Annotated in this window: 17 protein-coding genes; 6 read left to right on the top strand and 11 right to left on the bottom strand. The window is 64.3% G+C overall.

The genetic code is table 11. From position 1 onward, the window contains the following. Window positions 1-396: 396 nt before the first annotated feature. From AC26AR_RS13490 to doeA, 8 genes are all read right to left on the bottom strand, one after another. Complete coding sequence (locus tag AC26AR_RS13490) at window positions 397-1,440, bottom strand: quinone-dependent dihydroorotate dehydrogenase (RefSeq protein WP_417285806.1); 1,044 nt, start codon at window positions 1,438-1,440, stop codon at window positions 397-399. Window positions 1,441-1,695: 255 nt separating this feature from the next. Then, window positions 1,696-2,829: a hypothetical protein gene (locus AC26AR_RS13495; RefSeq protein ID WP_284728468.1), complete on the bottom strand. Its 1,134-nt coding sequence runs from the start codon at window positions 2,827-2,829 to the stop codon at window positions 1,696-1,698. Window positions 2,830-3,089: 260 nt separating this feature from the next. Then, complete coding sequence (locus AC26AR_RS13500; RefSeq protein ID WP_136938874.1) at window positions 3,090-7,928, bottom strand: NAD-glutamate dehydrogenase; 4,839 nt, start codon at window positions 7,926-7,928, stop codon at window positions 3,090-3,092. 385 nt (window positions 7,929-8,313) lie between these two features. After that, window positions 8,314-9,444 carry a tRNA (uridine(54)-C5)-methyltransferase TrmA gene (trmA, locus tag AC26AR_RS13505; RefSeq protein WP_136938875.1) on the bottom strand — a complete coding sequence of 377 codons (1,131 nt, stop codon included), beginning with the start codon at window positions 9,442-9,444 and terminating at the stop codon, window positions 8,314-8,316. 173 nt (window positions 9,445-9,617) lie between these two features. After that, on the bottom strand, window positions 9,618-10,547 hold the full coding sequence (gene murI, locus AC26AR_RS13510) for a glutamate racemase (protein WP_176493542.1): 930 nt from the start codon (window positions 10,545-10,547) through the stop codon (window positions 9,618-9,620). 50 nt (window positions 10,548-10,597) lie between these two features. Beyond that, window positions 10,598-11,098: an Lrp/AsnC family transcriptional regulator gene (locus AC26AR_RS13515; RefSeq protein ID WP_240499656.1), complete on the bottom strand. Its 501-nt coding sequence runs from the start codon at window positions 11,096-11,098 to the stop codon at window positions 10,598-10,600. Further along, window positions 11,095-12,180: a N(2)-acetyl-L-2,4-diaminobutanoate deacetylase DoeB gene (gene doeB / locus AC26AR_RS13520; protein ID WP_077378423.1), complete on the bottom strand. Its 1,086-nt coding sequence runs from the start codon at window positions 12,178-12,180 to the stop codon at window positions 11,095-11,097. Before doeB ends, AC26AR_RS13515 begins: the two co-directional genes overlap by 4 nt. A 76-nt stretch (window positions 12,181-12,256) precedes the next feature. After that, entirely contained in the window at window positions 12,257-13,483 is a 1,227-nt protein-coding gene (doeA, locus tag AC26AR_RS13525; RefSeq protein WP_077378504.1) for an ectoine hydrolase DoeA, read from the bottom strand. A gap of 341 nt (window positions 13,484-13,824) precedes the next feature. On the opposite strand from doeA, the gene AC26AR_RS13530 reads away from it, so the two are divergent. Beyond that, window positions 13,825-14,781 carry a 2-hydroxyacid dehydrogenase gene (locus tag AC26AR_RS13530; RefSeq protein ID WP_488107200.1) on the top strand — a complete coding sequence of 319 codons (957 nt, stop codon included), beginning with the start codon at window positions 13,825-13,827 and terminating at the stop codon, window positions 14,779-14,781. A gap of 10 nt (window positions 14,782-14,791) precedes the next feature. Here AC26AR_RS13530 and AC26AR_RS13535 read toward each other — a convergent pair whose 3' ends face one another. After that, entirely contained in the window at window positions 14,792-15,259 is a 468-nt protein-coding gene (locus AC26AR_RS13535) for an Lrp/AsnC family transcriptional regulator (protein ID WP_077378421.1), read from the bottom strand. A gap of 119 nt (window positions 15,260-15,378) precedes the next feature. Here AC26AR_RS13535 and AC26AR_RS13540 point away from each other — a divergent pair, with 119 nt between their 5' ends. Continuing rightward, entirely contained in the window at window positions 15,379-16,608 is a 1,230-nt protein-coding gene (locus tag AC26AR_RS13540; protein ID WP_488107201.1) for a PLP-dependent cysteine synthase family protein, read from the top strand. Window positions 16,609-16,714: 106 nt separating this feature from the next. On the opposite strand, the gene AC26AR_RS13545 is transcribed toward AC26AR_RS13540, so the two are convergent. Beyond that, window positions 16,715-17,275, bottom strand: coding sequence for a DJ-1/PfpI family protein (locus AC26AR_RS13545; RefSeq protein WP_077378415.1), 561 nt, complete (start codon window positions 17,273-17,275; stop codon window positions 16,715-16,717). A gap of 351 nt (window positions 17,276-17,626) precedes the next feature. Here AC26AR_RS13545 and AC26AR_RS13550 point away from each other — a divergent pair, with 351 nt between their 5' ends. The 3 genes from AC26AR_RS13550 to AC26AR_RS13560 all read left to right on the top strand — a co-directional run bounded on the left by AC26AR_RS13550 (window position 17,627) and on the right by AC26AR_RS13560 (window position 20,676). Then, on the top strand, window positions 17,627-18,424 hold the full coding sequence (locus tag AC26AR_RS13550; protein WP_139345491.1) for a hypothetical protein: 798 nt from the start codon (window positions 17,627-17,629) through the stop codon (window positions 18,422-18,424). Window positions 18,425-18,635: 211 nt separating this feature from the next. Continuing rightward, a complete protein-coding gene (locus AC26AR_RS13555) occupies window positions 18,636-19,562 on the top strand; it encodes a LysO family transporter (protein WP_077378410.1) in 927 nt (308 codons plus the stop codon). A 73-nt stretch (window positions 19,563-19,635) separates the two neighbouring features. Further along, the gene (locus AC26AR_RS13560; protein WP_176493545.1) at window positions 19,636-20,676 is read left to right on the top strand and encodes a LacI family DNA-binding transcriptional regulator; all 1,041 of its coding nucleotides are present in this window, start codon (window positions 19,636-19,638) and stop codon (window positions 20,674-20,676) included. On the opposite strand, the gene AC26AR_RS13565 is transcribed toward AC26AR_RS13560, so the two are convergent. After that, the gene (locus AC26AR_RS13565) at window positions 20,639-21,289 is read right to left on the bottom strand and encodes a gluconokinase (RefSeq protein ID WP_307722835.1); all 651 of its coding nucleotides are present in this window, start codon (window positions 21,287-21,289) and stop codon (window positions 20,639-20,641) included. The genes AC26AR_RS13560 and AC26AR_RS13565 overlap by 38 nt on opposite strands. Window positions 21,290-21,649: 360 nt before the next feature. Here AC26AR_RS13565 and AC26AR_RS13570 point away from each other — a divergent pair, with 360 nt between their 5' ends. Continuing rightward, window positions 21,650-23,008, top strand: a complete 1,359-nt coding sequence (locus AC26AR_RS13570) for a GntT/GntP/DsdX family permease (RefSeq protein WP_141392694.1) — start codon at window positions 21,650-21,652, stop codon at window positions 23,006-23,008. The last annotated feature ends 192 nt before the right edge of the window (window positions 23,009-23,200 follow it).

Here is a 23,200-nt window from a genome sequence, read left to right on the forward strand (position 1 = left end):
GTGTCGATTCCCTCGCGACATGGCTCCAGAGAATGCGCGGCAGGCGACGGCCTGCATGAACGACGGTTCAGCGCGGAGCACGACACGGGCAAACGTTCACCTTGACTGCATCAGCAGGCTTCTTGCAGGCCTGCTATCACCATCCACGGACCCGATGAGCTCGATGGGCCAATACCCGACCGCCGTCCCTGACGGCAAAAGCGCTTCGCATCGTGCACGCTGGCTGGACATGGCAGCCAACACGGCAATGTCAGTTCACGAGACACATCGCTGACACTGCCACATCATCATTCACGCCGGTACCGAGGCCGCCTTCTGATGTCAGGAGGCGGCTCTTTCGTTGTCTGGCTGTCTGGCTGTCTGGCTGTCTGGCTGTCTGGCTGTCTGGCTGTCTGATCACAGCTTGATGAGCGTATCCGCCTTCTCCAATGCACGCGCACACTCTCCGATCAGCGCCGGGCCGCGATAGATCAGTCCGGAGTACAGCTGAACCAGGTCCGCGCCCGCCGCGACCTTCTCGCGCGCACTCTCACCATCCGTGATACCACCGACACCGATGATCGGCATGTTCGGCAGTGCTTCGCGCAGCCCGCGAATCACGCGGGTGGAGGATTCCCGCACCGGCGCACCGGACAGGCCACCGGCCTCTTCTGCGTGCGAACTCCCCGCGACCGCGGAGCGCTCGATGGTGGTATTGGTCGCGATGACACCATCGATGCCATTGTCAGCCAGCGCACGCGCCACGAACAGAATCTCTTCACTGTCCATGTCAGGGGCGATCTTGATCACCAGCGGGACCTTCTTGCCACGCTCGGCATCGAGTTGATCACAGCGCTCGCGCAGCCCCGCCAGCAACTGATTGAGGTGGTCCCCGAACTGCAGATTGCGCAATCCCGGCGTGTTGGGCGACGAGATGTTGGCGGTGATGTAGTCGGCGTGAGCATGCACGGCCTCGAGGCAGACCAGATAGTCGTTCAGCGCATCATCCACCGCCGTGGTCAGGTTCTTGCCGATGTTGATCCCCAACACGACACCGGAGGCACCACGCGCCTGACTCACCTTGACCTTCGCGACCAGATGCTCAACCCCGGCATTGTTGAAGCCCATGCGGTTGATGATCGCCTGGTGCTCCGGCAGGCGGAACAGGCGCGGCTTCGGATTGCCAGCCTGCCCTTTCGGCGTCACCGTGCCGACCTCGACGAAACCGAATCCCAGGGCGGCGAGCGCATCGAGGTGATCGGCATTCTTGTCGAGACCGGCAGCCAGCCCGACACGGTTGGGGAATTCGAGCCCCATCAGCGTCACCGGGTCACGTGGTGCCTCACCGCCCAATCCACGCGCCATGCCAAGCCGATGGGCCATGTCCAGGGCGTTGAGCGTCACACCATGAGCCGTTTCCGGATCGAGCTTGAACAGAAGCGAGCGAGCAAACGAGTACATGGTGATCTCCAGGCAGCAGCGACAGGGGGCATGACGACAGCGGAACTGGGCGCGAAGTATACCCGAAGCCCGTCGCGACAGACACTCCGCCGGACGCGATTGCCTCAGGCGAGAATGACGAGGGAGAACGAAGAGAAGTGACAAAGAGAAGTGACGAAGATGAGGCACAGAGGAAGGCGACAAGGAAGCGACACACGAAGGAAGGCGGCCCCGAGGGCCGCCTTCCTTGTCACTGTCAGGGTCTGATCGCTGGGCTTATTTGACGTCCAGCTGACGCACCCGCACGGTGTAGTTGTTGACCCCTTCCATGGCAGTGCCGAACTTCTGACCGCTGACCCACACGGTGTAGCGCCCCGGTTCCAGCACGGTCTCGAGGTGGAAGTCGCCCTCGAAACCTTCGCCCTTGTCGCTGGCCACGGTATTGCCGTTCTCATCCAGCAGGCGCATCTGCAGCTTGTAGGTACCTTCGCTGCCCGGGAAGGTCTCGCTGTCGATGGTCACGGTGCCGCGATCGGAGACATCGAAGGTCATGACCTCGCCCTTCTCGCGAATGCGCACATCGGTGACGATCTCATCGAAACGACGGTCCGGCTCCGCTTCACTCTCGGTGACGGCAGCGCTGCCGGTCGCCGCCGCCGTGGTGGCAGACGCAGAAGTGGCAGCTTCGGCCGTGCCAGTCGCCGTGCTGGCGACGGCTTCACCGGCAGTAGCGCTACCTTCCGCGGCAGCGTTGCCGGTCTCGGCGGCCTTCTGCTCGCGCGCCGCCTGCTCAGCCGCGGCCACGGTGGCCGGCTTGATGGTCGCCACTTCATCGTCTGCATCGACGAAGGCAGTGCGACGGCCATCACCATCGGTGTCCAGGAACACCAGACCGTCACCGGTCTCGATGCCGCTTTCTTCGGCGGAGAGCTTCTCACCGCTCTCGCTGAGGCCCGCCACGTTCACTTCATAGGTATTGCCACCCGACTTGCCGGCGCCCAGCTTGTCGGCGCGTACGCGCAGCTTGTAGACCCCGGGCTCCAGCTCGACATTCATGTTCAGGCCATCCGATGCCCTGTCACCCGTGCCCGTGGCGATGATCGCACCCTGCTCGTCTTCCAGGCTGGCATCCAGGGTGTAGGGATCACTCACATCGAAGTTGGCGTTGCCGTCGATCTCATAACGTCCGGCTTCCTTGATGGTGAACTGATGGACACTGGTACCACCGAACTGGAAGTTCTGGCTGTGGGCATCGCTGCGCGGCTTGAGAAACTTGGAGATATCCAGCTTGCCCGCAGCGGCTTCGGCGCGCTGCTGTGCAGGGCTGCCATCTGCCAGCACGGCCTGGGATGCGAGACTGGAGAGGCCGAGCGCAATGGCGCAGGCAAGGGGTAACGCACGTTGTGACATGGTGTCTCTGCCTTGTTGTACTGAAGTTCTTGATAACGTAAGCCGACCGCTGCCATCGCGGCAACCATGCGGCTCAGGAAACAGGGGTTGCACTCGCTGCCCTCAGCATACCAGACCCTCGACGACAGTTACCTTACCCCAGCCTTGGCAATCGCGATTTTCTTGATTGCACGAAAAAACCCCCGCCATTGGCGGGGGTTTCGTTCAGCGATGACGCTTACAGATGTGCGTATCGCGGGTCAGCAGAGTTCCTGCCCGGCTCACGCCTCGCGACGGGACTCGGCCAGATCGACCAGTTCACGCAGTGCGACGGCGAACAGCGGGAAGCTCAACTGGGCGCCACTCTTCATCTCGCCCAGCAGTGAGCACCAGCGGCTGACCAGTCCTTCATGGCTTGCCATCCAGTTGTCGACACGCTCATCGATCTCGCGCGGGGCATTGTCCTGCTTGAGCACGCTGACGGTCAGGGCCAGCTGCTGGCGATCCAGGTCATCACGGAAGCTCTCGCGCGCCTGGGCCTGCCAGCTGTCCTGCACCTCGAGGCCGTTGATCTTGTCGCCGACCCACGGCAGCTCGAGACGATGGCCGATGCCGTAGAAGGCTTCCGCCACACGGTTGATCTTCTCGCCGGTCACCTTGGCGGCCTCGATGATGCCGAGACCGGCATACAGGCTTGAGGTCGCCGCGATGGTGCTGGCCAGCGCTTCCGGAACGCCTGCCTCGACGTAGTGGTCGCGACGAGCCTCCCAGTGCTCGCGGGCTTCGCCCTTGAGGCGCTCGCCGATGCTCTCGGACAGCTGAGCCAGACGCGGCGCGAAGTGCGAGATGCTCTCCTTGACGCCCATGCTGCTGCGCTGACGCAGGAACCAGCGGGTGGCGCGACGCATCAGGCGCATCAGATCGCTCATCATGCGGTACTGCATGTCGGCCGGCACCTGGTGATCCAGCGCCTCGATCTGGGTCCACAGCGCTTCCAGGTTGAAGCTGTCACGCGCCACGATGTAGGCACGCGCAATCTCGGCCTTGCCGGCACCGGTGGTGTCTTCCAGGCGACGCACGAAGGCGATGCCCATGTGATCCACCAGGTCATTGGCGATCTGGGTGGCGGCGATCTCACGCTTCAGACGGTGCTGATACATTTCCTCCGGGAAGCGCTCCATCAGCACGCGCGGGAAGGCGCGCTCCAGATGCTGCTGCACGTAGCTGTCATCCGGCACGTCAGAGGCGATCAGGCTGGTCTTGAGATCGCTCTTGGCGTAGGACACCAGCACGGACAGTTCCGGCAGGGTCAGGGCTTCACCGGCATTGGAACGCTCGATCAGCGCCTCATCGGAAGGCAGGAACTCGAGCTCGCGATCCAGGGTACCGGCCGCTTCGAGTTCATTGATGAAGCGACGGAAGACACCCATGCCTTCCTTGGACTGCAGCTCGGAGAGCGACAGTGCCTGGGTCTGGCGATAGTTGTCCTTGATCACCAGCTCGCCGACCTCGTCGGTCATCTCGGCCAGCTGCTGGTTGCGCTGCTTGTCGGTCAGGTCACCGCGGGCGACGATGTCGTCCAGCAGGATCTTGATGTTGACCTCGTGATCCGAGCAGTTCACGCCACCGGCGTTGTCGATAAAGTCGGTGTTGACGCGCACGCCACGCTTGGCTGCGGCTTCCATGCGGCCACGCTGGGTCAGCCCCAGGTTGCCGCCCTCTCCGACCACCTTGCAGCGCAGCTCGTTGCCGTTGATGCGCAGACCGTCGTTGGCCTTGTCACCGACATCGGCGTGAGTCTCGGTGGAGGCCTTGACGTAGGTGCCGATACCGCCGTTCCAGATCAGGTCGACCTGCGCCTTGAGCATCGCGTTGATCAGCTCGTTGGGCGCCAGGCGGTCTTCGCGGATGTCGAAGACTTCCTTCATCTGCGGCGTGATGGTGATGGTCTTGGCATCACGCGAGAACAGACCGCCACCTTCGCTGATCAGACTCTTGTCGTAGTCGTCCCAGCTGGAACGCGGCAGACGGAACAGACGCTCGCGCTCGGCGAAGCTCTTCGCGGTGTCCGGGTTCGGGTCGACGAAGATGTTGCGGTGGTTGAAGGCACCGACCAGACGGATCTTCTCGGACAGCAGCATGCCGTTGCCGAAGACGTCACCGGCCATGTCACCGATACCGACTACGCTGAACTCGTCTTCCTGGATGTTGATGCCCATCTCGCGGAAGTGACGCTGCACACTGACCCAAGCGCCCTTGGCGGTGATGCCCATACCCTTGTGGTCATAGCCGTTGGCGCCACCGGAGGCGAAGGCATCGCCCAGCCAGAAGCCGTACTCGTTGGAGATGGCATTGGCGATGTCGGAGAAGGTCGCGGTGCCCTTGTCCGCCGCGACCACCATGTAGGGGTCGTCTTCGTCATAGCGCACGACGGCGTTCGGCGGTACCACGTCACCACCGGACAGGTTGTCGGTGATGTCGAGCAGTGCGCGGATGAAGATCTGGTAGCAGGCGATACCTTCTTTCTGGATCACGTCACGGTCGTTGCTTTCCGGCATGCGCTTGCAGACGAAGCCGCCCTTGGCACCCACCGGCACGATGACCGCGTTCTTGACCTGCTGCGCCTTGACCAGCCCCAGCACTTCGGTGCGGAAGTCCTCGTGACGGTCGGACCAGCGCAGACCACCGCGCGCGACCTTGCCACCGCGCAGGTGCACGCCCTCGACGCGCGGCGAGTAGACGAAGATCTCGAACATCGGACGCGGCTTGGGCACGTCCGGAATCTGACGGGTATCGAGCTTGAAGCTGATGTAGTCCTTGGCCTGACCATCTTCCGCCGGCTGGAAGAAGTTGGTGCGCAGGGTGGCCATCATCAGATCCACGTAGCGACGCAGCAGACGGTCGTCGTTGAGGCTGGAGACCTGATCGAGCAGACCGTTGATGCGCTCGCGGCAGGCGCTGACGTCATCCTCATCGCCCTGACCCTGCGGGTCGAAGCGCAGGTTGAACAGCTGCACCAGCTCGCGGGTGATATCCGGATGGCTGCCCAGGGCATTGGCGATGTAGGCCTGGGAGAGGCCGAAGCGGATCTGCTTCAGGTAACGCGCGTAGGCACGCAGCATCGCCACTTCACGCCAATCAAGGCCGGAGCCGATGATCAGGCGGTTGAAGGCGTCGGATTCGGCTTCGCCGGACCAGATCTTCTTGAAGGCTTCGATGAAGCTCTCGCGCACTTCGGACAGCTCGACTGCGCCCTTGCCGTGATGCTCCAGATCGAAATCGTGGATCCAGCAGGTGGCATCGCTGCGCTCGATCTCGTAAGGACGCTCGCCGATGACGCGCAGCCCCAGGTTCTCGAGAACCGGCAGCACGTCGGACAGCGGAATCGGCTGATGCTTGTGGAACAGCTTCAGGTTGACACCCGAGTTGTCATCCTCGACCAGACGATAGGTGCTCAAGGCCACGACATCGCCTTCATCCAGCGCACGCAGATGGCCCACGTCGTAGACGGCGGTGCGCGGCGAGAAGTCATCACGGTAGCTGCCCGGGAAGGCATCGCGATAACGACTCATCAGTTCATTGGCCTGCTCTTCACCGAAGCCTTCCACCATCGCGGCATGCAGCTCGTCACGCCAGCTGCGTGCCAGCTGGGCGATCTTGTTCTCCAGCGCGCGCATGTCGTACTGGCCAGGCTCGTCGCCCTTGAAGCGCAGGATGAACTGGATGCGTGTCAGCACGGACTCGGACAGATACGGCGTGAAATCACCGAAGGTGGCATCCAGCTCTTCGCAGAGCAGATTCTGGATGCGCACGCGCAGGTCGGTGGAGTAGACATCGCGCGGCACGAACACCAGCACGGAGAAGAACTTGCCGAAGCGGTCTTCACGCACGATCAGTCGCACGCGACGACGCTCACGGATATTGAGGATGCTGGTGGCGGTGCGGGTCAGCTCATCCGTGGAGATCTGGAAGAGGTCATCACGCGGATAGACTTCCAGAATCTGCAGCAGGTGCTTGCCGTTGTGGCCCTTCGGGTTGACCCCGGCGGCCTCCATGACGTCCTGCACCTTGCGACGCAGAATCGGCACGTTGCGCGGACTCTGGTTGTAGACCGTGGAGGTGTAGAGCCCCAGGAAACGACGCTCGCCGATCACGCGGCCTTCGGCATCGAAGCGCTCGACAGTGATGTAGTCCGGATAGGCCGGACGGTGCACGCGGGCGTGGAAGGCGCTCTTGGCGAAGGACAGCAGCTCCGGGATCAGCACGTACTGATCGCTGTTGACGCTCTGCTGATGGCGGGACTGCTCGTGATAGCGCTCGAGGTCCAGCTTCAGGACGCCAAGCTCGGAACCCTCGACCTTGCTCAGCACGCGAGTGCCGTCGTCCTGCTCTTCGACGGTGTATTCGTCATAGCCGAGGAAGGTGAAGTGATCGTTGCCCATCCACTCCATGAACTCGCAGGCTTCCTGGTGATCCGCCTCGGACACGGTGGCAGGACGGTTGTCACGCAGCTCTCTGAGCGCCTGAGCCCCCTGGGAGCGCATGGCCTCGAAATCCGCCACGGCGACCCGCACTTCAGCCAGCACTTCACTCAGGCTGTTTTCCAGATCTTCGAGCATTTCGCCATCGTTGTGACGATCGATCTCGATATAGATCAGTGACTCGCGCGTCTCGGGAGCGTTCTCGGCGCGCGGCGCGGTCACGCGCTCCAGCTGACCGGAGGCATCGCGCGCCACGGCCAGCACGGCATTGTGGATGGCATGCACGGTGATGCCGCGACGATTGAGCTCGATGCGCACCGAGTCCACCAGGAAGGGCATGTCCGGGTGCAGCACTTCGATGATGGTATGGGTGGACTGCCAACCATGCTTCTCGAAGTCAGGGTTGTAGGCGCGCACCTTGGGGGCAGCGTGACTCTGCAGGAAGTGCCATACGGCCAGAGTGGAGCCGTAGAGGTCATCCAGCTTGCGCTCGGCCATGTCCTCGAAGGAAGCCGTCGCATGATAATCGCGCGCAAAGGCCGCGATTTCCTGCACCTTGTCCTTGGGAAGTCGCTTGTCCAGCTGCTCTTGGAGCTGCGCAAGGAATTCCTGCTTGCCGTCCGTCGCCACGTGTAGCATCAATCACCTCGACTGACCTGATGGAAGTATCAGGAAGAATAGTCATAGAGAGCCCGCGCTCGCACCCGTGACAGGATGCCAAGGCGCAGGCTCATGCAGTGCATCACAGACTAGCGCAGTCTGTGCCTCGGCCCCATGCCTGTTCCATATTGGTCATGCTGCATGACATCTGTGCATCGGGTATTGACTTGCGCCTCGCGTCATGAAACGAAAGTCTAACAAGGCGTTCATCGAGACAGACACGACGAGGCCCCGCCGCCACTATCACTCCCGATGGCTCATGGAGCCGGATCTGGAGTCTAGTTGGCAACGGGGCCTCGGCTTTTCAAGCGTCGAGGCGGAAAACGCTCCGCCGTCTCTCACTTGCTGACACGCCTGCTTTCACTCACTTCCTGACGAGATAGACCCCACACTCCAGGTGGTCGGTATAGGGGAACTGGTCGAACAGCGCGAAACGCTCGATGCGATGCGTACGGCACAGCACCTCGAGATTCTCGCTCAGCGTCTGCGGGTTGCAGGAGATATAGACGATGCGCTCGTAGCGCGCGGTCTGTTCGCAGCTGTCGGCATCGAGACCGGCGCGCGGCGGGTCCACCAGCACGGTGCGGAAGTCATGATTCTCGAGGTCCATCTCCGCCACGCGACGCCCCTCCTTCTCGCCGGCCAGTGCCAGCGAGAAGTCCTCGGCGGACATGCGCGCCACCTGGGCATTGTCGATGCCATTGGCCGCCAGATTGACCTGCGCCGAGGCCACCGACGTCCGCGAGATCTCGGTGGCCAGCACGCGACGGAAGTTCTCGGCCAGCGCGATGGTGAAATTGCCGTTGCCACAATAGAGCTCGACCAGATCGCCCTGCTCCCGGCCTTCCGCTTGCGCCTTGTCCGGATGGGTCACGTCGCGCGCCCAGCTGAGCATGGAGCGGCAGATCTCGGCGTTGGGCTGGGTGAAGCTGTTCTCGACCTGCTGATAGACATATTCACGTCCATCGACCTCGAGACGCTCGAAGACGTGATCGCGCGTCAGCACGAGGTGCTGCTTGCGTGAACGCCCGATGATCATGATGTCGAGTTCCTGCTCCAGCGCGCGCGCCTCGGCTTCCCAGTCCTCTTCCAGCTTGCGGTGATAGATCAGCGTGACCAGTGCCTCGCCACTCAGGGTGGTGAGGAATTCACACTGGAACAGACGCTCACGCAGCACCGGACTGGCCTTGAGCCGCTCACGCAGCAGCGGCATCAGCGTATTGATGCGCTGGCTGGCCACCGGGAAGTCGTCCATGCGCACGACCGTCTTCTTCTTGTTGCCCTCGTCGTCGAATTCCACCTCGAACATCGCATAGTAGAGGTCGTCATCCTCATGCCAGATACGAAATTCGCAGCGCATGCGGTAATGACTGGGCGGCGAGGGAAACACCTCGAGCTCTGGCGCATCGAAGGCGGCGAAACGGGCGCGGGTCTGCTCGGCCTTCTCGGCAAGCTGCTGTTCATACTGACTGGGATCGACGACGGCGATGGCCACACTGACTCCTGCCTGCGGGCATACCGCAGCACTGAAACGATGAGCAAAGGGACGCGGATGAGGTCATGGAGAGCCATGCTGATCACGTCCATTCAAAGGTTGGGCGCGCTAGCCTACCACCGGCAGCGCGAAGCTCAAGCACGGGTTGGTGACTCATGCAGCGACAGGGGCCGTCAGGGGCCGAGCGCGAGTCCTCGAGGGGCGGCAAACCCCTGGCTTTCAAGTGCAGTGGCAAGGCCGGGCTGACAGGCATCCGTCGCCAGGGCGATGCCTGCGTCAGACACCTCGTCTTGCGCCAGCGTGGCCTGCGCCGTGCGGGCCGGCAACTCCAGCACCTGGGCCACGCGCCGTGCGATCGCCGCGCCGGAATCCACCAGCGCCAGCGGTGGTTCACCCGGCGCATTCCTGCCCAGGGCGCTGGCGATATCCGCGCTGAGCAGCGGGAAGTGGGTACAGCCGAGAATCACCACCTCCAGCCCCGGTACCGCCGCGAGATCCGCCAGACTCGCCGCGACCACCTCGGGGCGAGCAGCCTCGCCACGCAGACGGCGCTCGGCCTCGGCGACCAGCGGGTCCGCCGCGACGCGAATCACCTGGCAGTCCGCCGCGAAATCATGGATCAACTGCTCGGTATAGGCACGCCTCACCGTGGCGGAGGTGGCCAGCAAGCCGAACACTGGCGGCTCGCCCTGTGCGCGGCGCACCGCGCTCTGACGGCTGCGCGCCAGCAGCGCGGCAGGCTTGATCGCCGGTACGGTACCGATCACCGGAATCGACAACGTCTCGCGCAATGCCTGCAGCGCCAGCGTGCTGGCGGTATTGCACGCCACCACCAGAGCACGCGCTCCACTTGCCTCGACCGCCGCCGCACACACCTGCGCGATGCGCGTCACCAGCCAGTCATCGGCCTTGGTGCCGTAGGGGAGCGCAGCGTTGTCACACACATAGGCCAGCGGCAACGTCGGCCATTGGCGGCGAATCTCCGCCGCCACCGAGAGTCCTCCGACCCCCGAATCGAAGATCAGCACCGGCGCGTCAGGCGCGTCAGATAGGACATGGGACTGGCTGACAACGGAGCCTGAAGGGGCGGTGGAAGGCGCCATGATGATGATATCTCGCGCTACGAAAGAGGAAGGTCGGCTGCAATGGCGCGCTATTTTACCTGCTTGGTGACGATGTAGGTGAAGTAACGATCGATCCCCAGCTCGGAGACCAGCCAGCGGTCGATCAATCGCTGGTAGGCATCGATGCTCGCCGTCTCGAGACGCAGCAGATAATCCACGCCGCCGCCGACCGCCACACACTCGATCACCTCGTCCGCCTCGCGCATGGCGCGCTCGAAGCGCTGGAAGCTCTCGGCATCGTGATGCTTGAGGTGTATCTCCACCCATACCGGCGTGCGCGGGGCTGCCACCACGGCGCCGCCGCGCTGCGCCTCGAGCAGCGCCTGATTGATGCGCGCCGAATAGCCCTCGATGATGCCGGCCTGCTCAAGGCGCTTGACCCGCTCCCAGCACGGGCTGACCGACAGATTGATCTCCTCGGCCAGCCGCGACTTGGTGATGCGACCATCGCGCTCGAGGATCGCCAGAATCTTCAGATCGAAGGCATCAAGCCTGGGCGCGGGCATCGCGCGCGCAGCGCCTGAACTCATGAGGCATCTCGCGCCAGGTCGTCCACCACCTCAGCGATCACCGCCAGCGTATCGCCGAGACTGACCTGCGCCGGGAAGCGCCGTGCCACCAGCACGCCGTCGCGCTCAGCACGATATTCCACCGCGGGCTGACCGGCCCGCCCCAGCGGGTAGACCCGAGCCACGCACTGCCCCGCGCTGACCTGCTCACCCAGCGCCACGCACAGTTCCAGCAGGCCTTCATGCTCACTCTGCACGTAGCAGCTGGCATCCGGCATGTCGATCAGCAGCGGCCTGGCCGCCTGGTCGGCATGGCGTCGCTCGACATCGCCTTCCAGATCGGCACGACTGCGTTCGCGCAGCACGCCACTGAAGGCGAGGAAGTTGTCGACGCCACGGTCGGCGATCGCCTGGCGCTCAGGCGTGGTGGAACCGCCGCCCCCCAGCTCCGTGGTGACGAAGACCTTGCCCTGGCGTTCCACGGCAGTGTCGTAGAGCGCCTCGGCATCCAGCTCGAACATCATCATCGCCGAAGGCGCACCGAAGGCCAGCGCGCCGGCCAGACTCTCGGCTTCCTGATGACGGCACTGCTCCACGCCCAGCGACGCCTCGAGATAGTCCAGGCGGTGCGCGGCCGCGAACGGCAGGATATCCAGGGTGCGGCCACCGGAATGCAGGTCCAGCGCGTAGTCACACTGCGGTACCAGCACCCGGGTGAAATAGTCGGCGATCTGCTCGGTAGGTCCCCCCTCGGGATCGCCGGGGAAGCTGCGATTGAGATTGCCGCCATCAAGTGGCGAGCAGCGCCGGCCGGCCTTGGCCGCCAGCGCATTCATGGTCGGCACGATGATGACACGCCCCTGCACGTCCTCGGGCGTGAGGCGGGCCGCCAGCTTGTAGAGCGCGGTGATGCCCTCGTACTCGTCACCGTGATTGCCGCCGGTGAGCAGCACCGTGGGGCCTTCACCGTTGGCGATCACGCTGATCGGGGTCATCACGGCACCCCAGGCAGACTCATCGGTGGAAATCGGCAGCTTGAAGAAGCCGTGCTGAAGGCCATCGGCGTTCAGGTCAATGGTCAGGCTGACGGGAGATTCACGCATGACAGGCCTCCTTGGCCGGACGAACTCACAACAACAAAGGCGTATGGCATCGCATCACTGACGAACGGCCAGCCCGTCACTTGACGAACAGCTGGCGGGGCACGTCACACAATGGCTCGGCACCATTCTCGGTGATCAGGATCGACTCGGTGATCTCGAGCCCCCAGTCATCCATCCACATGCCGGGCATGAAGTGGAAGGTCATGCCCGGTTCCAGCACCGTCTCGTCACTGGGGCGCAGACTCATGGTGCGCTCGCCCCAATCCGGCGGATAGCTGATGCCGATGGGATAGCCGCAACGTGCGCCCCCCCGGTCGAAGCCGTACTTGTCCATCGCCGCGCCCAGCGCCAGCGCGATGTCGCAGCAGCGATTGCCCGGTCTGGCGATGGCCAGGCCGCTTTCGATGCCTTCCAGCAGGGCGGACTCACCACGCACGAAATCGCGCGGCGGCCGACCGAGAAACACGGTGCGCGAGAGCGGCGCGTGATAGCGCTTGTAGCAGCCGGCGATCTCGAAGAAGGTGCCCTCGCCCTCGCGAAACGGCGTGTCATCCCAGGTCAGGTGAGGGGCAGCGGCATCACTGCCGGTCGGCAGCAATGGCACGATGGCCGGATAGTCGCCGCCGAGAATCTCGCCATTCGGCCCGACCACACCCTCGACCCCGACACGATAGATCTCGGCGACCAGTGCGCTCTTGGGCAGGCCCGGCTCGATCATCTCGAGGATGCGCGAGTGCATGCGCTCGACGATGCGCCCCGCCACGCGCATGTAGGCGATCTCCTGCTCGGACTTGATCGCCCGACACCAGTTGACCAGCGAGTTGGCGTCCACCAGTCGCGCGTGGGGCAACTCCTTGACCAGCGCCAGATGGGCACGTGCCGAGTAGTAGTAGTTGTCGAGTTCGACCCCCACCACGCCGTCGTGCCAGCCGCGCTGCGGCAGGATCGACTGGGCGAGAAACTCCATCGGATGCATGTCCGGATTCTGCACGTAGTAATCCGGATACCACAGGATGTTGTCCTCGCCCATCCAGCAGGTACGCAGCGCGCCGTTGCCGTCCTGACGGCGTCCGTACCAGACTGGCTCACCGCTCAGACCCAGCAGTACACATTGGTGCACATAGAAGGACCAGCCGTCATAACCGGTCAACCAGGCCATGTTGGAGGGGTCGGAAATCACCATCACATCGATGCCGGCACGCGCCATCGCTTCCCGGACACGCTGGATACGGGCGTGATATTCCCCGATGGTGAAGGCCTGGCGTCCGGCCGACAGTGGCCGCGGTACCCAGTTGTCGGGCATCGCCTGCGCTTCGCCATTCGGCAAGTTGTTGAGCCCCGCGAATGGAGGCTGGGCAATAGGCGGATGCGACGGGAATTGGCTCATGCAGCGCTCCTGTTCAATCAGGCCTTGAGGCAAGCAGCACGTCGGGGCGGAGCCTTACGCGCGCCTCTGGTGCCCAGAGCCGTCAACGTATATGCGAACATCCGAATTCCCCTCTTGATTCGAGTCTGTCACTCTGCCGACAGCGGGTCAAAGGCGACTCTGGCACTGTCGCCCTTCCCTTCGGCCCTTGCAAGGGCCGCGCCATCATCACGACATCACCGGGAAATACTCCAGGACCTTTCAGGAGACTCTTTCAGATGAGCCACATGCGAATTCTGGTACATCACGAGCGGGCAGAACGCTGGTGCGAGGCACTGCGTGAGCGTCTGGACAGCAGCGACATCGAGATCCTCGCCGATGACGGCGAGACCCTGGGCGACATCCTGGTGGTGTGGGCACCGCCGGCGGCACTGTTCGAGCGGCATCGCGAACACGACGTGAAGGCGATTCTCAATCTGGGTGCCGGCGTGGACAGCCTGCTGGCCAATCCCGCCCTGCCTCGAGAGGTGCCGGTGCTCAAGCTGCGCGATGCCGGTATGGCCAGCCACATGCTCGATTACGTGCGCTACGGCCTGCTGCACTTCCGACGTGACTTCGATCGCTACGCTGTCCAGCAGTCAGAGCGTCACTGGGCGCCACATCGCGTGGTGCGCGCCAGGCATTATCCGGTCGCGGTGCTCGGCCTGGGTGCCATCGGCCGGCAGATCGCCGAGGCGCTGGCGGCAGACGGCTACCCCGTGCATGGCTTCAGCCGCAGCGCCCACACCCTGGAGGGCGTGACCTGCCACCATGAACAGGGGGAAGGCGGTCGCTCGCTCAAGGCAGTGCTGGGAGATGAAACGCTTGGCCTCAAGGCGGTGATCAACCTGCTGCCCAACACCACCGCCACTCGCGACGTGCTGAATGCAGAGGTCTTCGCGGCCCTGCCCGGTGACGCCGTACTGATCAATCCCGGCCGCGGCAGCAGCGTGGTCGAGGAGGATCTGCTCGCGGCGCTGGAGAAGGATCAGTTGCGCGGCGCGCTGCTGGATGTCTTCCAGCATGAGCCGCTCGCCGGCGACAGCCCGCTGTGGCAGCACCCGAAGGTGATCATCACCCCGCACGCCGCCGCCCCGACCCCGGTCTCCGAGGCCGCCGACCAGCTGGCGGAGAACATCCGCCGCGTGCAGCGCGGTGAGTCCCTGACGGGCATCAGTCTGGAACACGGCTACTGAGACGTGCGTTTCACACCGGAAGCGCGGTGGTCGACTTGAGACACTCCATCGCGAAGCGTGCCGAGACATCGGTGAGGTCATCGAGGGTATTGACCAGCTGCTTGTAGACACGGTCGTAGGCATTCATGTCCGCGACCTGAACCTTGAGCAGGTAGTCGTAGTCGCCCGCCATGCGATAGAACTCGGTGACCTCCTCGATCTCCTCGATCACCGCCACGAACCGCTCGAACCAGGCCCGCGAATGATCGCGGGTCTTGAGTTGCACGAAGGCGGTCAGCCCCAGCCCGACCCGCTCGGCATCCAGCAGCGCCACCCGCGCGGTGATCACCCCGCATTCCTCCAGCCGCTTGAGGCGTTTCCAGCAGGGTGAGGTGGTCAGATGCACCGACTCCGCCAGTGCCGCCAATGACAGGCTGGCATCACGCTGCAACAGCCGCAGCAGCGCGCGGTCCGTGGCATCGAGCACAATTTTCTCCATACTCCCTCCTCACGACAAAATCTTGCTACAGAACATGGCCCACGCCATGACAACTGGCAAGTTTTGCCAGACAGCCGGTCGTACCATGAAGGCTCCTCCCCGCGACAGGAACTGCTGCCATGCCGACCACTGCCTTTCCCCCTCGCTCGCCGTGTGCGCCCTCTTCACTCGCCACTCCCTCGGAGGACTTGCTGCACAGGGCGCCTCTGGAAGCATGGCGACAGGAGTGCCTGGCACAGCTGGCCGCCTTGAAGGCAGCCACGCCCGTCACTCCGCTCAGGGAGCTTGCGCTTTGCGGGCTTGGCGAGGCGCGCGTGCTGATCAAGGACGAGCGCGCCCACGCCAGTGGTTCACTCAAGCATCGACTGGCCATGGCGTTGTTCGAGCAGGCCTTGAAGCAAGGCTGGCTCAGTCCCGGACGCCCGGTCATCGACGCCTCGTCAGGCTCCACGGCGGTCTCTGAAGCGTGGCTGGCACGCCGCCTGGGACTGGAATTCATCGCCGTGGTACCCAAGGGCACCGCATGTGACAAGCTGAAGGCGATTCGTGACGAGGGCGGGCGTGTCGTGGAGATCGAGAATGCCGTCCACCTCTGCCAGTCCGCCCAGGCGCTGGCCGAGGACAGCGGCGGCCACTTCCTCAACCAGTTCCAGCATGCCGCCACGGCCAGCGACTGGCAGAGCGAGACAAGCCTGCCGGGCGAGTGTCTGGCACAGATCGCCGAACGCGAGCTACCGGAGCTTGAAGCGGTCTTTCTCGGCGCTGGCACCGGCGGCAGCGCCGCCACCTTCGCGCGCCATCTGCGTCACAAGGGTCTTCTTCGCCACTCGGGGCCTCTACACCACACGGGGCCTTTTCACCACTCGGGGCCTCTACACCACAGGGGCCATGGCGCTCGCGTAATCGGCGTGGACCCCGAACACTCCGTCTATCACGCCTGCTGGCAGCACCATCACACCCATGGCACCCGCATGACCTCACTGCCCGCGCCCCAGGCACCCAACCCCATCGAGGGCATTGGCCGCCCCTGTGTACTGGAGGCGTTCGACCCCGTGCACTTCGATGATTATCGACGCATCGCGGATGCCCGCAGCCAGGCGGCGGCACTATGGCTGGCAGAGCATGCCGGGCTTGCCGTCGGGCCCTCCACCGGCACCGCCTTCGCGGGCCTGCTGGAAACCCTCGAGCTCAAGCACGCCCGCGGCGAGGCGCTGACGGGTAGCTGGCTGCTGCTGGCCTGTGATCATGCCAGCCGCTACGCCAGCACCCTGGGCGACCCCGTCTGGCGGGCGGAACACCAGTCACGCCTCGCCCCGCATCGCGCCTGGATCGAAAGACTCACCGCCTGAAACGACGACACCCCGCCAAGGGCGGGGTGTCGTCGTCAGGCATCACGAGGCGCGATGGCAGCTCGTGCCACGGCTCATGTCAGCCGCAATGGAGGTCAGTCACGCCTCATGCCAGCAGGGCATTGAACTGACGCAGCCACTCCGGGTGGGCCGGCCAGGCCGGCGCGGTCACCAGCTTGCCGGAGGTCACGGCATCGGTGACTTCCAGTGACACGAATTCGCCACCTGCCAGCTTGACCTCCGGCGCGCAGGCCGGATAGGCGCTGACGCGATGGCCTTCCAGCGACATGGCAGCCGCCAGCAGCTGCGGGCCATGACAGACGGCGGCGATGGGCTTGTCGGCCTCGACGAAGTGACGCACCAGGTTCAGCACGCGCTCGTCCAGACGCAGGTACTCGGGAGCGCGGCCACCGGGGATCAGCAGCGCATCGTAGTCTTCCGCCTTGAGGTCGGCGAAGCTCGCGTTGAGCGCGAAGTTGTGACCCGGCTTCTCGGTATAGGTCTGATCGCCTTCGAAGTCGTGGATCGCCGTCTTGACGATATCGCCTTCACGCTTGTCCGGGCATACCACATCGACCCGATGACCCATCGCCTGCAGCGCCTGGAACGGCACCATCAGCTCATAGTCTTCCACAAAATCTCCGGCAATGATGACAATGCTGGCCATGATGATCTCCTGATTGAACAAACGGGGTTGGCATCACTGCATCGCGCTCGCCTGACATCACCTCTGCCTGACATGTCGGGAAGCCTGCAGCTCACGCACAAGGCGTTCCCAGAGTACCTGTCCGGCGCGCATGAGCAAGCGCTGAAATAGCGTCCTGTGCCTGATGCGCCTGTCATCGGGGCCATCGCCAGCGGGCCCTCATGCGTCATCCACGACTTGCAGGAGAGGTGCGCCAGCGCGAGGGAACCTTGCATGCGGCCACGCTGCCCAATCATCATGCTCTCGCCCCGAACGACACCACTCCCCAAGGGCGGCCCCATTTGCGGACAGAAAGCTTCGACAGGAGTCACCATGCTTGCCCTTGTACCACGACGAATCCACTGGACACGCCTGCGACGGATACCCTCGCCTCGCCGCCTGAACGGCTGGCTTGGCGCGATGCTGCTGGGATCAGCCCTGTTGAGCACGGCGCAACAGGCGAGCGCTGACGTGAGCAGCGCGGAGTCTCCCGTGCCCTTCACCGCTCAATACACCCTGGTGCTGGACGGCTGGCCGGATGTGCCCATCACGCAGCGCATCAGCCAGAGCGGGGAGCTTTACATCGCCAGCATGGAGGCCTCCATCAAGGTGGCCAGTGGCTACGAGCAGGGACGCTTCCTCCTCAAGGAGGGCCAGCTGCAGCCGGCCGGGTATCGTTCCGGTTATCGTCTGGCGGGTATCGGCAAGGACTACAGCCGCGAGGCACCCGAGCCTGACGAGACGCTCCTCCCCGACCGCCAGACCCTGCTGGTACTGCTGAGCCAGCAGGCCGATGCCCAGTGGGCCGCGGGAAGTTGCCTGACGGGAGCCCCCTGTGCGCTGGAATATCTGGATCACAAGGGGCGCACCCGGACACTGATGTATGAGATCCAGGCACAGGAATCCCGCGTGGCCGCCGGTCAGACCTTCCGCACCCTGCGGCTGGACACCTGGCGCAAGCATCGTGATCAGAAGCACTACCGCCTGTGGCTGGCCCCCCGCTGGCCGGGCCTGATGGTGGCTCTCGACTACCTCGACTACGAGGACAGCCCCGCAGGTGAAGTCCCGGAGCGCTCCGCACATCTGACCCTCGACCGGCTCAGCAGCTCGCGGCGCCAGGCCAGTCCGTGACCCGTCGTGAGGCTCGGTGTCCGGTGCTCGGTGTCCAGGCCGCGGCATAAGCCGCGCTGATCCCCCATCAGCAGTTATCGCGCAGGATCCACTCCCGGGGATACCCTCTGTCCCCGGCAATCGTTACAGTAACCCTTCCCAGTGATACTCACTGACAATCAATCGCTTACGTCGCTCTGGTCCTGTCGACGGCCAATGACAAGGAAGGGTCATGCTCTCGGGTCTCATCTTCATCCTGCTGCCGCTGATTCTCGGCTATCTGGTGCGTATCGAGCAGCCCGCACGTCTGGCGGTCGTCAATCAGCTGGTGAATGCCTCGATCTACGTCATCCTGTTCCTGATGGGCATGGGGCTTGCCGGGCTGGAGCAACTCGGCGCCGGCATGGCCGCCATGAGCGGGCAGGCGGTGATTCTGTTCGCCATCATCACGCCATTGAATCTGCTGGCACTGTGGGCGTTGTCACGTCGCAGTGCACTGCGTGCGGATGCCTCACGCGTGGTGGAAGGAGCGCCGATGACCCGCTGGGAAGCGCTGTCCGGCTCCCTGACACTGGCGGCGGCGGTCGCGCTGGGCGTCGCGGCGGGCGTCGTGCTGGGACTGATGGAGATCTCGCTCGACACCGACACCCTGGCCGAGTGGGCACTCTATGCCCTGCTGGCGTTGATCGGCTGCCAGCTGAGAAGCTCCGGCATGAGCCTGCGCCAGATCCTGCTCAACCGCCATGGCCTGTTCATCGCGCTGACGGTGATGGCGAGCTCGCTGCTGGGCGGACTGCTGGCGGCACCGCTTCTGGCACTCGACTGGAATCAGGGCATGGCGATGTCGGCCGGTTTCGGCTGGTATTCGCTGTCAGGCATCCTGATCGGTGATCAGCTCGGGCCGATTCTGGGTGGCGCAGCCTTCTTCAATGACCTGAGCCGCGAACTGCTCGCCTTCCTGTTGATCCCGCTGACCATCCAACGCTTCACGCCGCTGGCCATCGGCTTCGGCGGCGCGACCTCGATGGACTTCACTTTGCCGGTCATCCAGCAGACCGGCGGCGTTGCCTGCGTGCCCGTGGCCGTCGTATCCGGCTTTCTGCTCTCGCTGGCCTCGCCGCCGATGATCCTGTTCCTGCTCTCGCTCAGCCACGTCTGACGTCGTGGTCCTTGCCGATGACACCCCGGAACGGTGACACTCGGCCTCTCTCTTTCCAGCGCCTGACATTGCCATGCCGCCTCTGCATCACACTCCACCGCGCCCCAGACGCGTGACGCTCGCCGACATCGCCGCTCGCCTGGGCGTGACCAAGGTCACGGTCTCGCGCGCGCTCAACCAGCCCGAGAAGGTCTCCGCCGCCATGCGCGAGCGGGTACGGGAGTGCGCCCGCGAACTGGGTTACATGCCCAACCGCCAGGCCGGCAGCCTCGCCAGTGGTCGCTCCCGGCTGATCGCGCTGCTGATCCCGTCACTGTCCAATGCCGTGTTTTCGGAACTGCATCGGGGGCTTGAGGCACCGCTGGCCGCCGCCGGCTATCAGCTGCTGATCGGCCATACCGGCTATTCGATGGAAGAAGAGGAGCGCCTGATCGAGACCTGGCTCTCGTTCGGCGTGGATGGTCTGGTGCTGTGCGGCAGCCGCCACAGCGAACGCGTCACCGAGATGATCGCGCGCTCCGGCTGTGCCGTGGTGGAGTGCATGGAAAAGCGTGAGGCGCCACTGGACATGGCGGTGGGGCTGGATCAGCACGCCGCCGGCCGCGCCATGGCGGAGGCGATGATCGAGAGTGGCCGCCGGCACATCGGCTTTCTGGCCGCGCGCATGGACCGCCGCGTCGAGCAGCGTCTGGCGGGCTGGCGCGCCGCCGTCGAGGCCGCCGGCCTGTCACAGGAGTACCTGATGACCACTCCGGCACCCTCAAGCGTCAAGCTGGGCGGCGAATTGCTGGACGAGATGCTGACTCGGTGGCCGAATCTCGACGCCGTCTTCTGCTGCAACGACGACCTGGCCGCCGGTGCACTGTTCGAGTGTCAGCGTCGCGGCCTGGAAGTGCCGGCACGGCTGGCGCTGGCCGGCTTCAATGGTCTGGAGATGACCCGTGGCACCTGGCCTGCGCTTGCCAGCGTGGTCACGCCGCGCCGAGAGATCGGCGAACGCACCGCCGCCCTGCTGCTGGCACGCCTGAGCGGCGACCACGCCTCCACGCCGCGTGGCCTGTGGGAAGACCTGGGCTTCAGCCTGCAGAGAGGCGGGAGTCTGCCCCGGGCGTGAGCGCTTTCGAGGATGCGTGCTGCGCCGTCAGCTGCTGACACACCTGTTCGACCAACGCCTGCGGTGTGGCACTGATGTCGAGGGTATAGACGCGCTCCGTCTCACGCTCAGGCACCTCCAGGGTCGCCAGCTGGTCATCGAGCATGGCGGCGCCCTTGAAGAAGTGATCGGTGCGTGCCTCCAGACGCTCCAGCAACAGCTCGCGCGTGCCTTCCAGGAACACGAAGCCCAGCGCCGCATCCCCGCCACGCAGCTGATCGCGATAGCGTCGCTTCAGCGAGGAGCAGGCCAGCACCAGACTGCGTCCCTCGCGACGCGCCTCATCGATCAGCTCGACCAGACGGGCCAGCCAGCCATGGCGGTCTTCATCATTGAGCGGGATGCCGCGCGCCATCTTGGCCACGTTGGCCTCGCCATGATAGTCATCACCGTCGATGAACTGCGCCCCCAGACATGCCGCCAACGCCTGGCCGACATGCGACTTCCCGCACCCGGACACGCCCATCACCACCAGTCGCACCCCACCCTCGGGCAAGGTGACGCTCTCATCGTCCAGCGCGACGCTGCCCTGAGCGGACGCCGTGGATGACACCCCTTCTGCCTGCTGCTGCATGACACCCCTTCCCCTTGAAGAATATCCGTGTTGTCTGTCGTCCCACCTTGCCACCCGGGCCGGCCACGGCGAACCCTGTGTGGCGAGCCCATGAGCGGCGGCGCTGCGCAGGATACCCCGCGCAGGCATCATCCATGTCGTGGCGACCCGGCGACATGCACCTTTCGGATCATTGCACAGACGCTTATGTTACCGGTAACTTTCATCCTGCACGAAGCAACAGGTCTTGCACAACAGGTCTGCACAACAGGTCTGGCAAAACCGGCCCTGCACCACAGGCCTCACACGACACGCCTCACACCATACGCCCAAGGCCGTGGCAGATCGCACCGCCACCGCCAGCCGCAAGAGTTCGCCATCATGTCCCCAGATAGCACCCTCGTCCTTGCCGCCCTCGGCGGTATCCTGCTGCTGCTGTACCTCGTCATGCGTCTGCGCCTGCACGCCTTCGTCGCCCTGCTGGTGGTGAGTCTGGGGGTCGGGCTGGCCACCGGCATGCAGCCCGACGCCATCATCGATTCCGTCACCAACGGCATGGGCAACACCCTGGGCTTCGTGGCCACCGTGGTCGGGCTCGGCGCGATGTTCGGCAAGATGCTGGAAGTGTCCGGCGGCGTCGACCGCATGGCCAATACCCTGCTGGGGCGCTTCGGGACCTCACGCTCCCAGTGGGCGCTGGCGCTGACCGGCTTCCTGGTCGCGATTCCGGTATTCCTGGATGTGGCCTTCATCATCCTGGTGCCGCTGGTCTATGCACTGGCACGCCGCAGCGGCCGCTCGCTGCTCTATTACGGCATTCCGCTGCTGGCCGGTCTGGCCGTCACCCACTCCTTTATTCCGCCGACGCCGGGGCCGATCGCGGTCGCCAAGCTGATCGGCGCCGACCTCGGCTACGTGATCCTGTTCGGGGCGCTGTGCGGTCTGCCGGCGATGATCGTCGCGGGCCCGATCTTCGGTCGCTTCATCGCCAAGCGTATCGATGCCAGGATCCCGGAGTACATGGAAAATGCCGGCAGCGTGATGAGCGATGAAGAGGTCAATCAGCGCGCACCGGGCTTCGGGTTGATCCTGTCCATCGTGCTGCTTCCGCTGGCGCTGATCGTGCTCAACACCGTCTCCGGCTTCCTGTTCGGTGACGACAGTCCGCTGGTCGGCTGGCTGGGCTTTCTCGGCCATCCCTTCGTGGCGCTGAGTCTGGCCACGCTGATGGCCTTCACCTTGCTGGGCACGCGTCGCGGCATGACGCGTGAACAGGTGATGGAAGTCGCCACCAAGGCACTCGAGCCGGCCGGCATCATCATTCTGGTCACCGGGGCTGGCGGTGTCTTCAAGCAGATGCTGATCGACTCCGGCGTCGGTGACGTGCTCGGCACCCTGATGGCCGACAGCAATCTGCCACCGATCCTGCTCGCCTTCCTGATCGCCACCGCGGTGCGTGTCATCCAGGGCTCGGCTACCGTGGCGATGATCACCGCCGCCGGCCTGATGGCGCCGGTGATCGATACGCTGGCGCTGTCCGGCCCGGTGCTGGGGCTGGTGGTGATCGCCATCGCCAGTGGCGCCACCGTGCTCAGCCACGTCAATGACTCCGGCTTCTGGCTGGTCAGCCGCTACTTCGGCCTGACCGAGAAGGACACCCTGAAAAGCTGGACGGTGATGGAGACGTTGATCGGCGTGATCGGCGTCAGCATGGCGCTGCTGATCGGGCTGTTCCTCTAGACACCCGCGACCCGGAGCGCTGACGAAAAGCTGCCACGTCATGTGGCAGCTTTTTTTGTGCCTGGCAAATGCCAGAATTCCCTATCGCGCCGTCTTGCACGCTATTTCCCACTTTTGCATTGCGCCTGCATGACATCATGCGATCATCCACCCTTTCGTCCGCCATTCTGGCCCATGATCCTTCGTCTCTGC

The sequence above is a fragment of the Cobetia sp. PS-4MA genome, assembly GCF_057670765.1.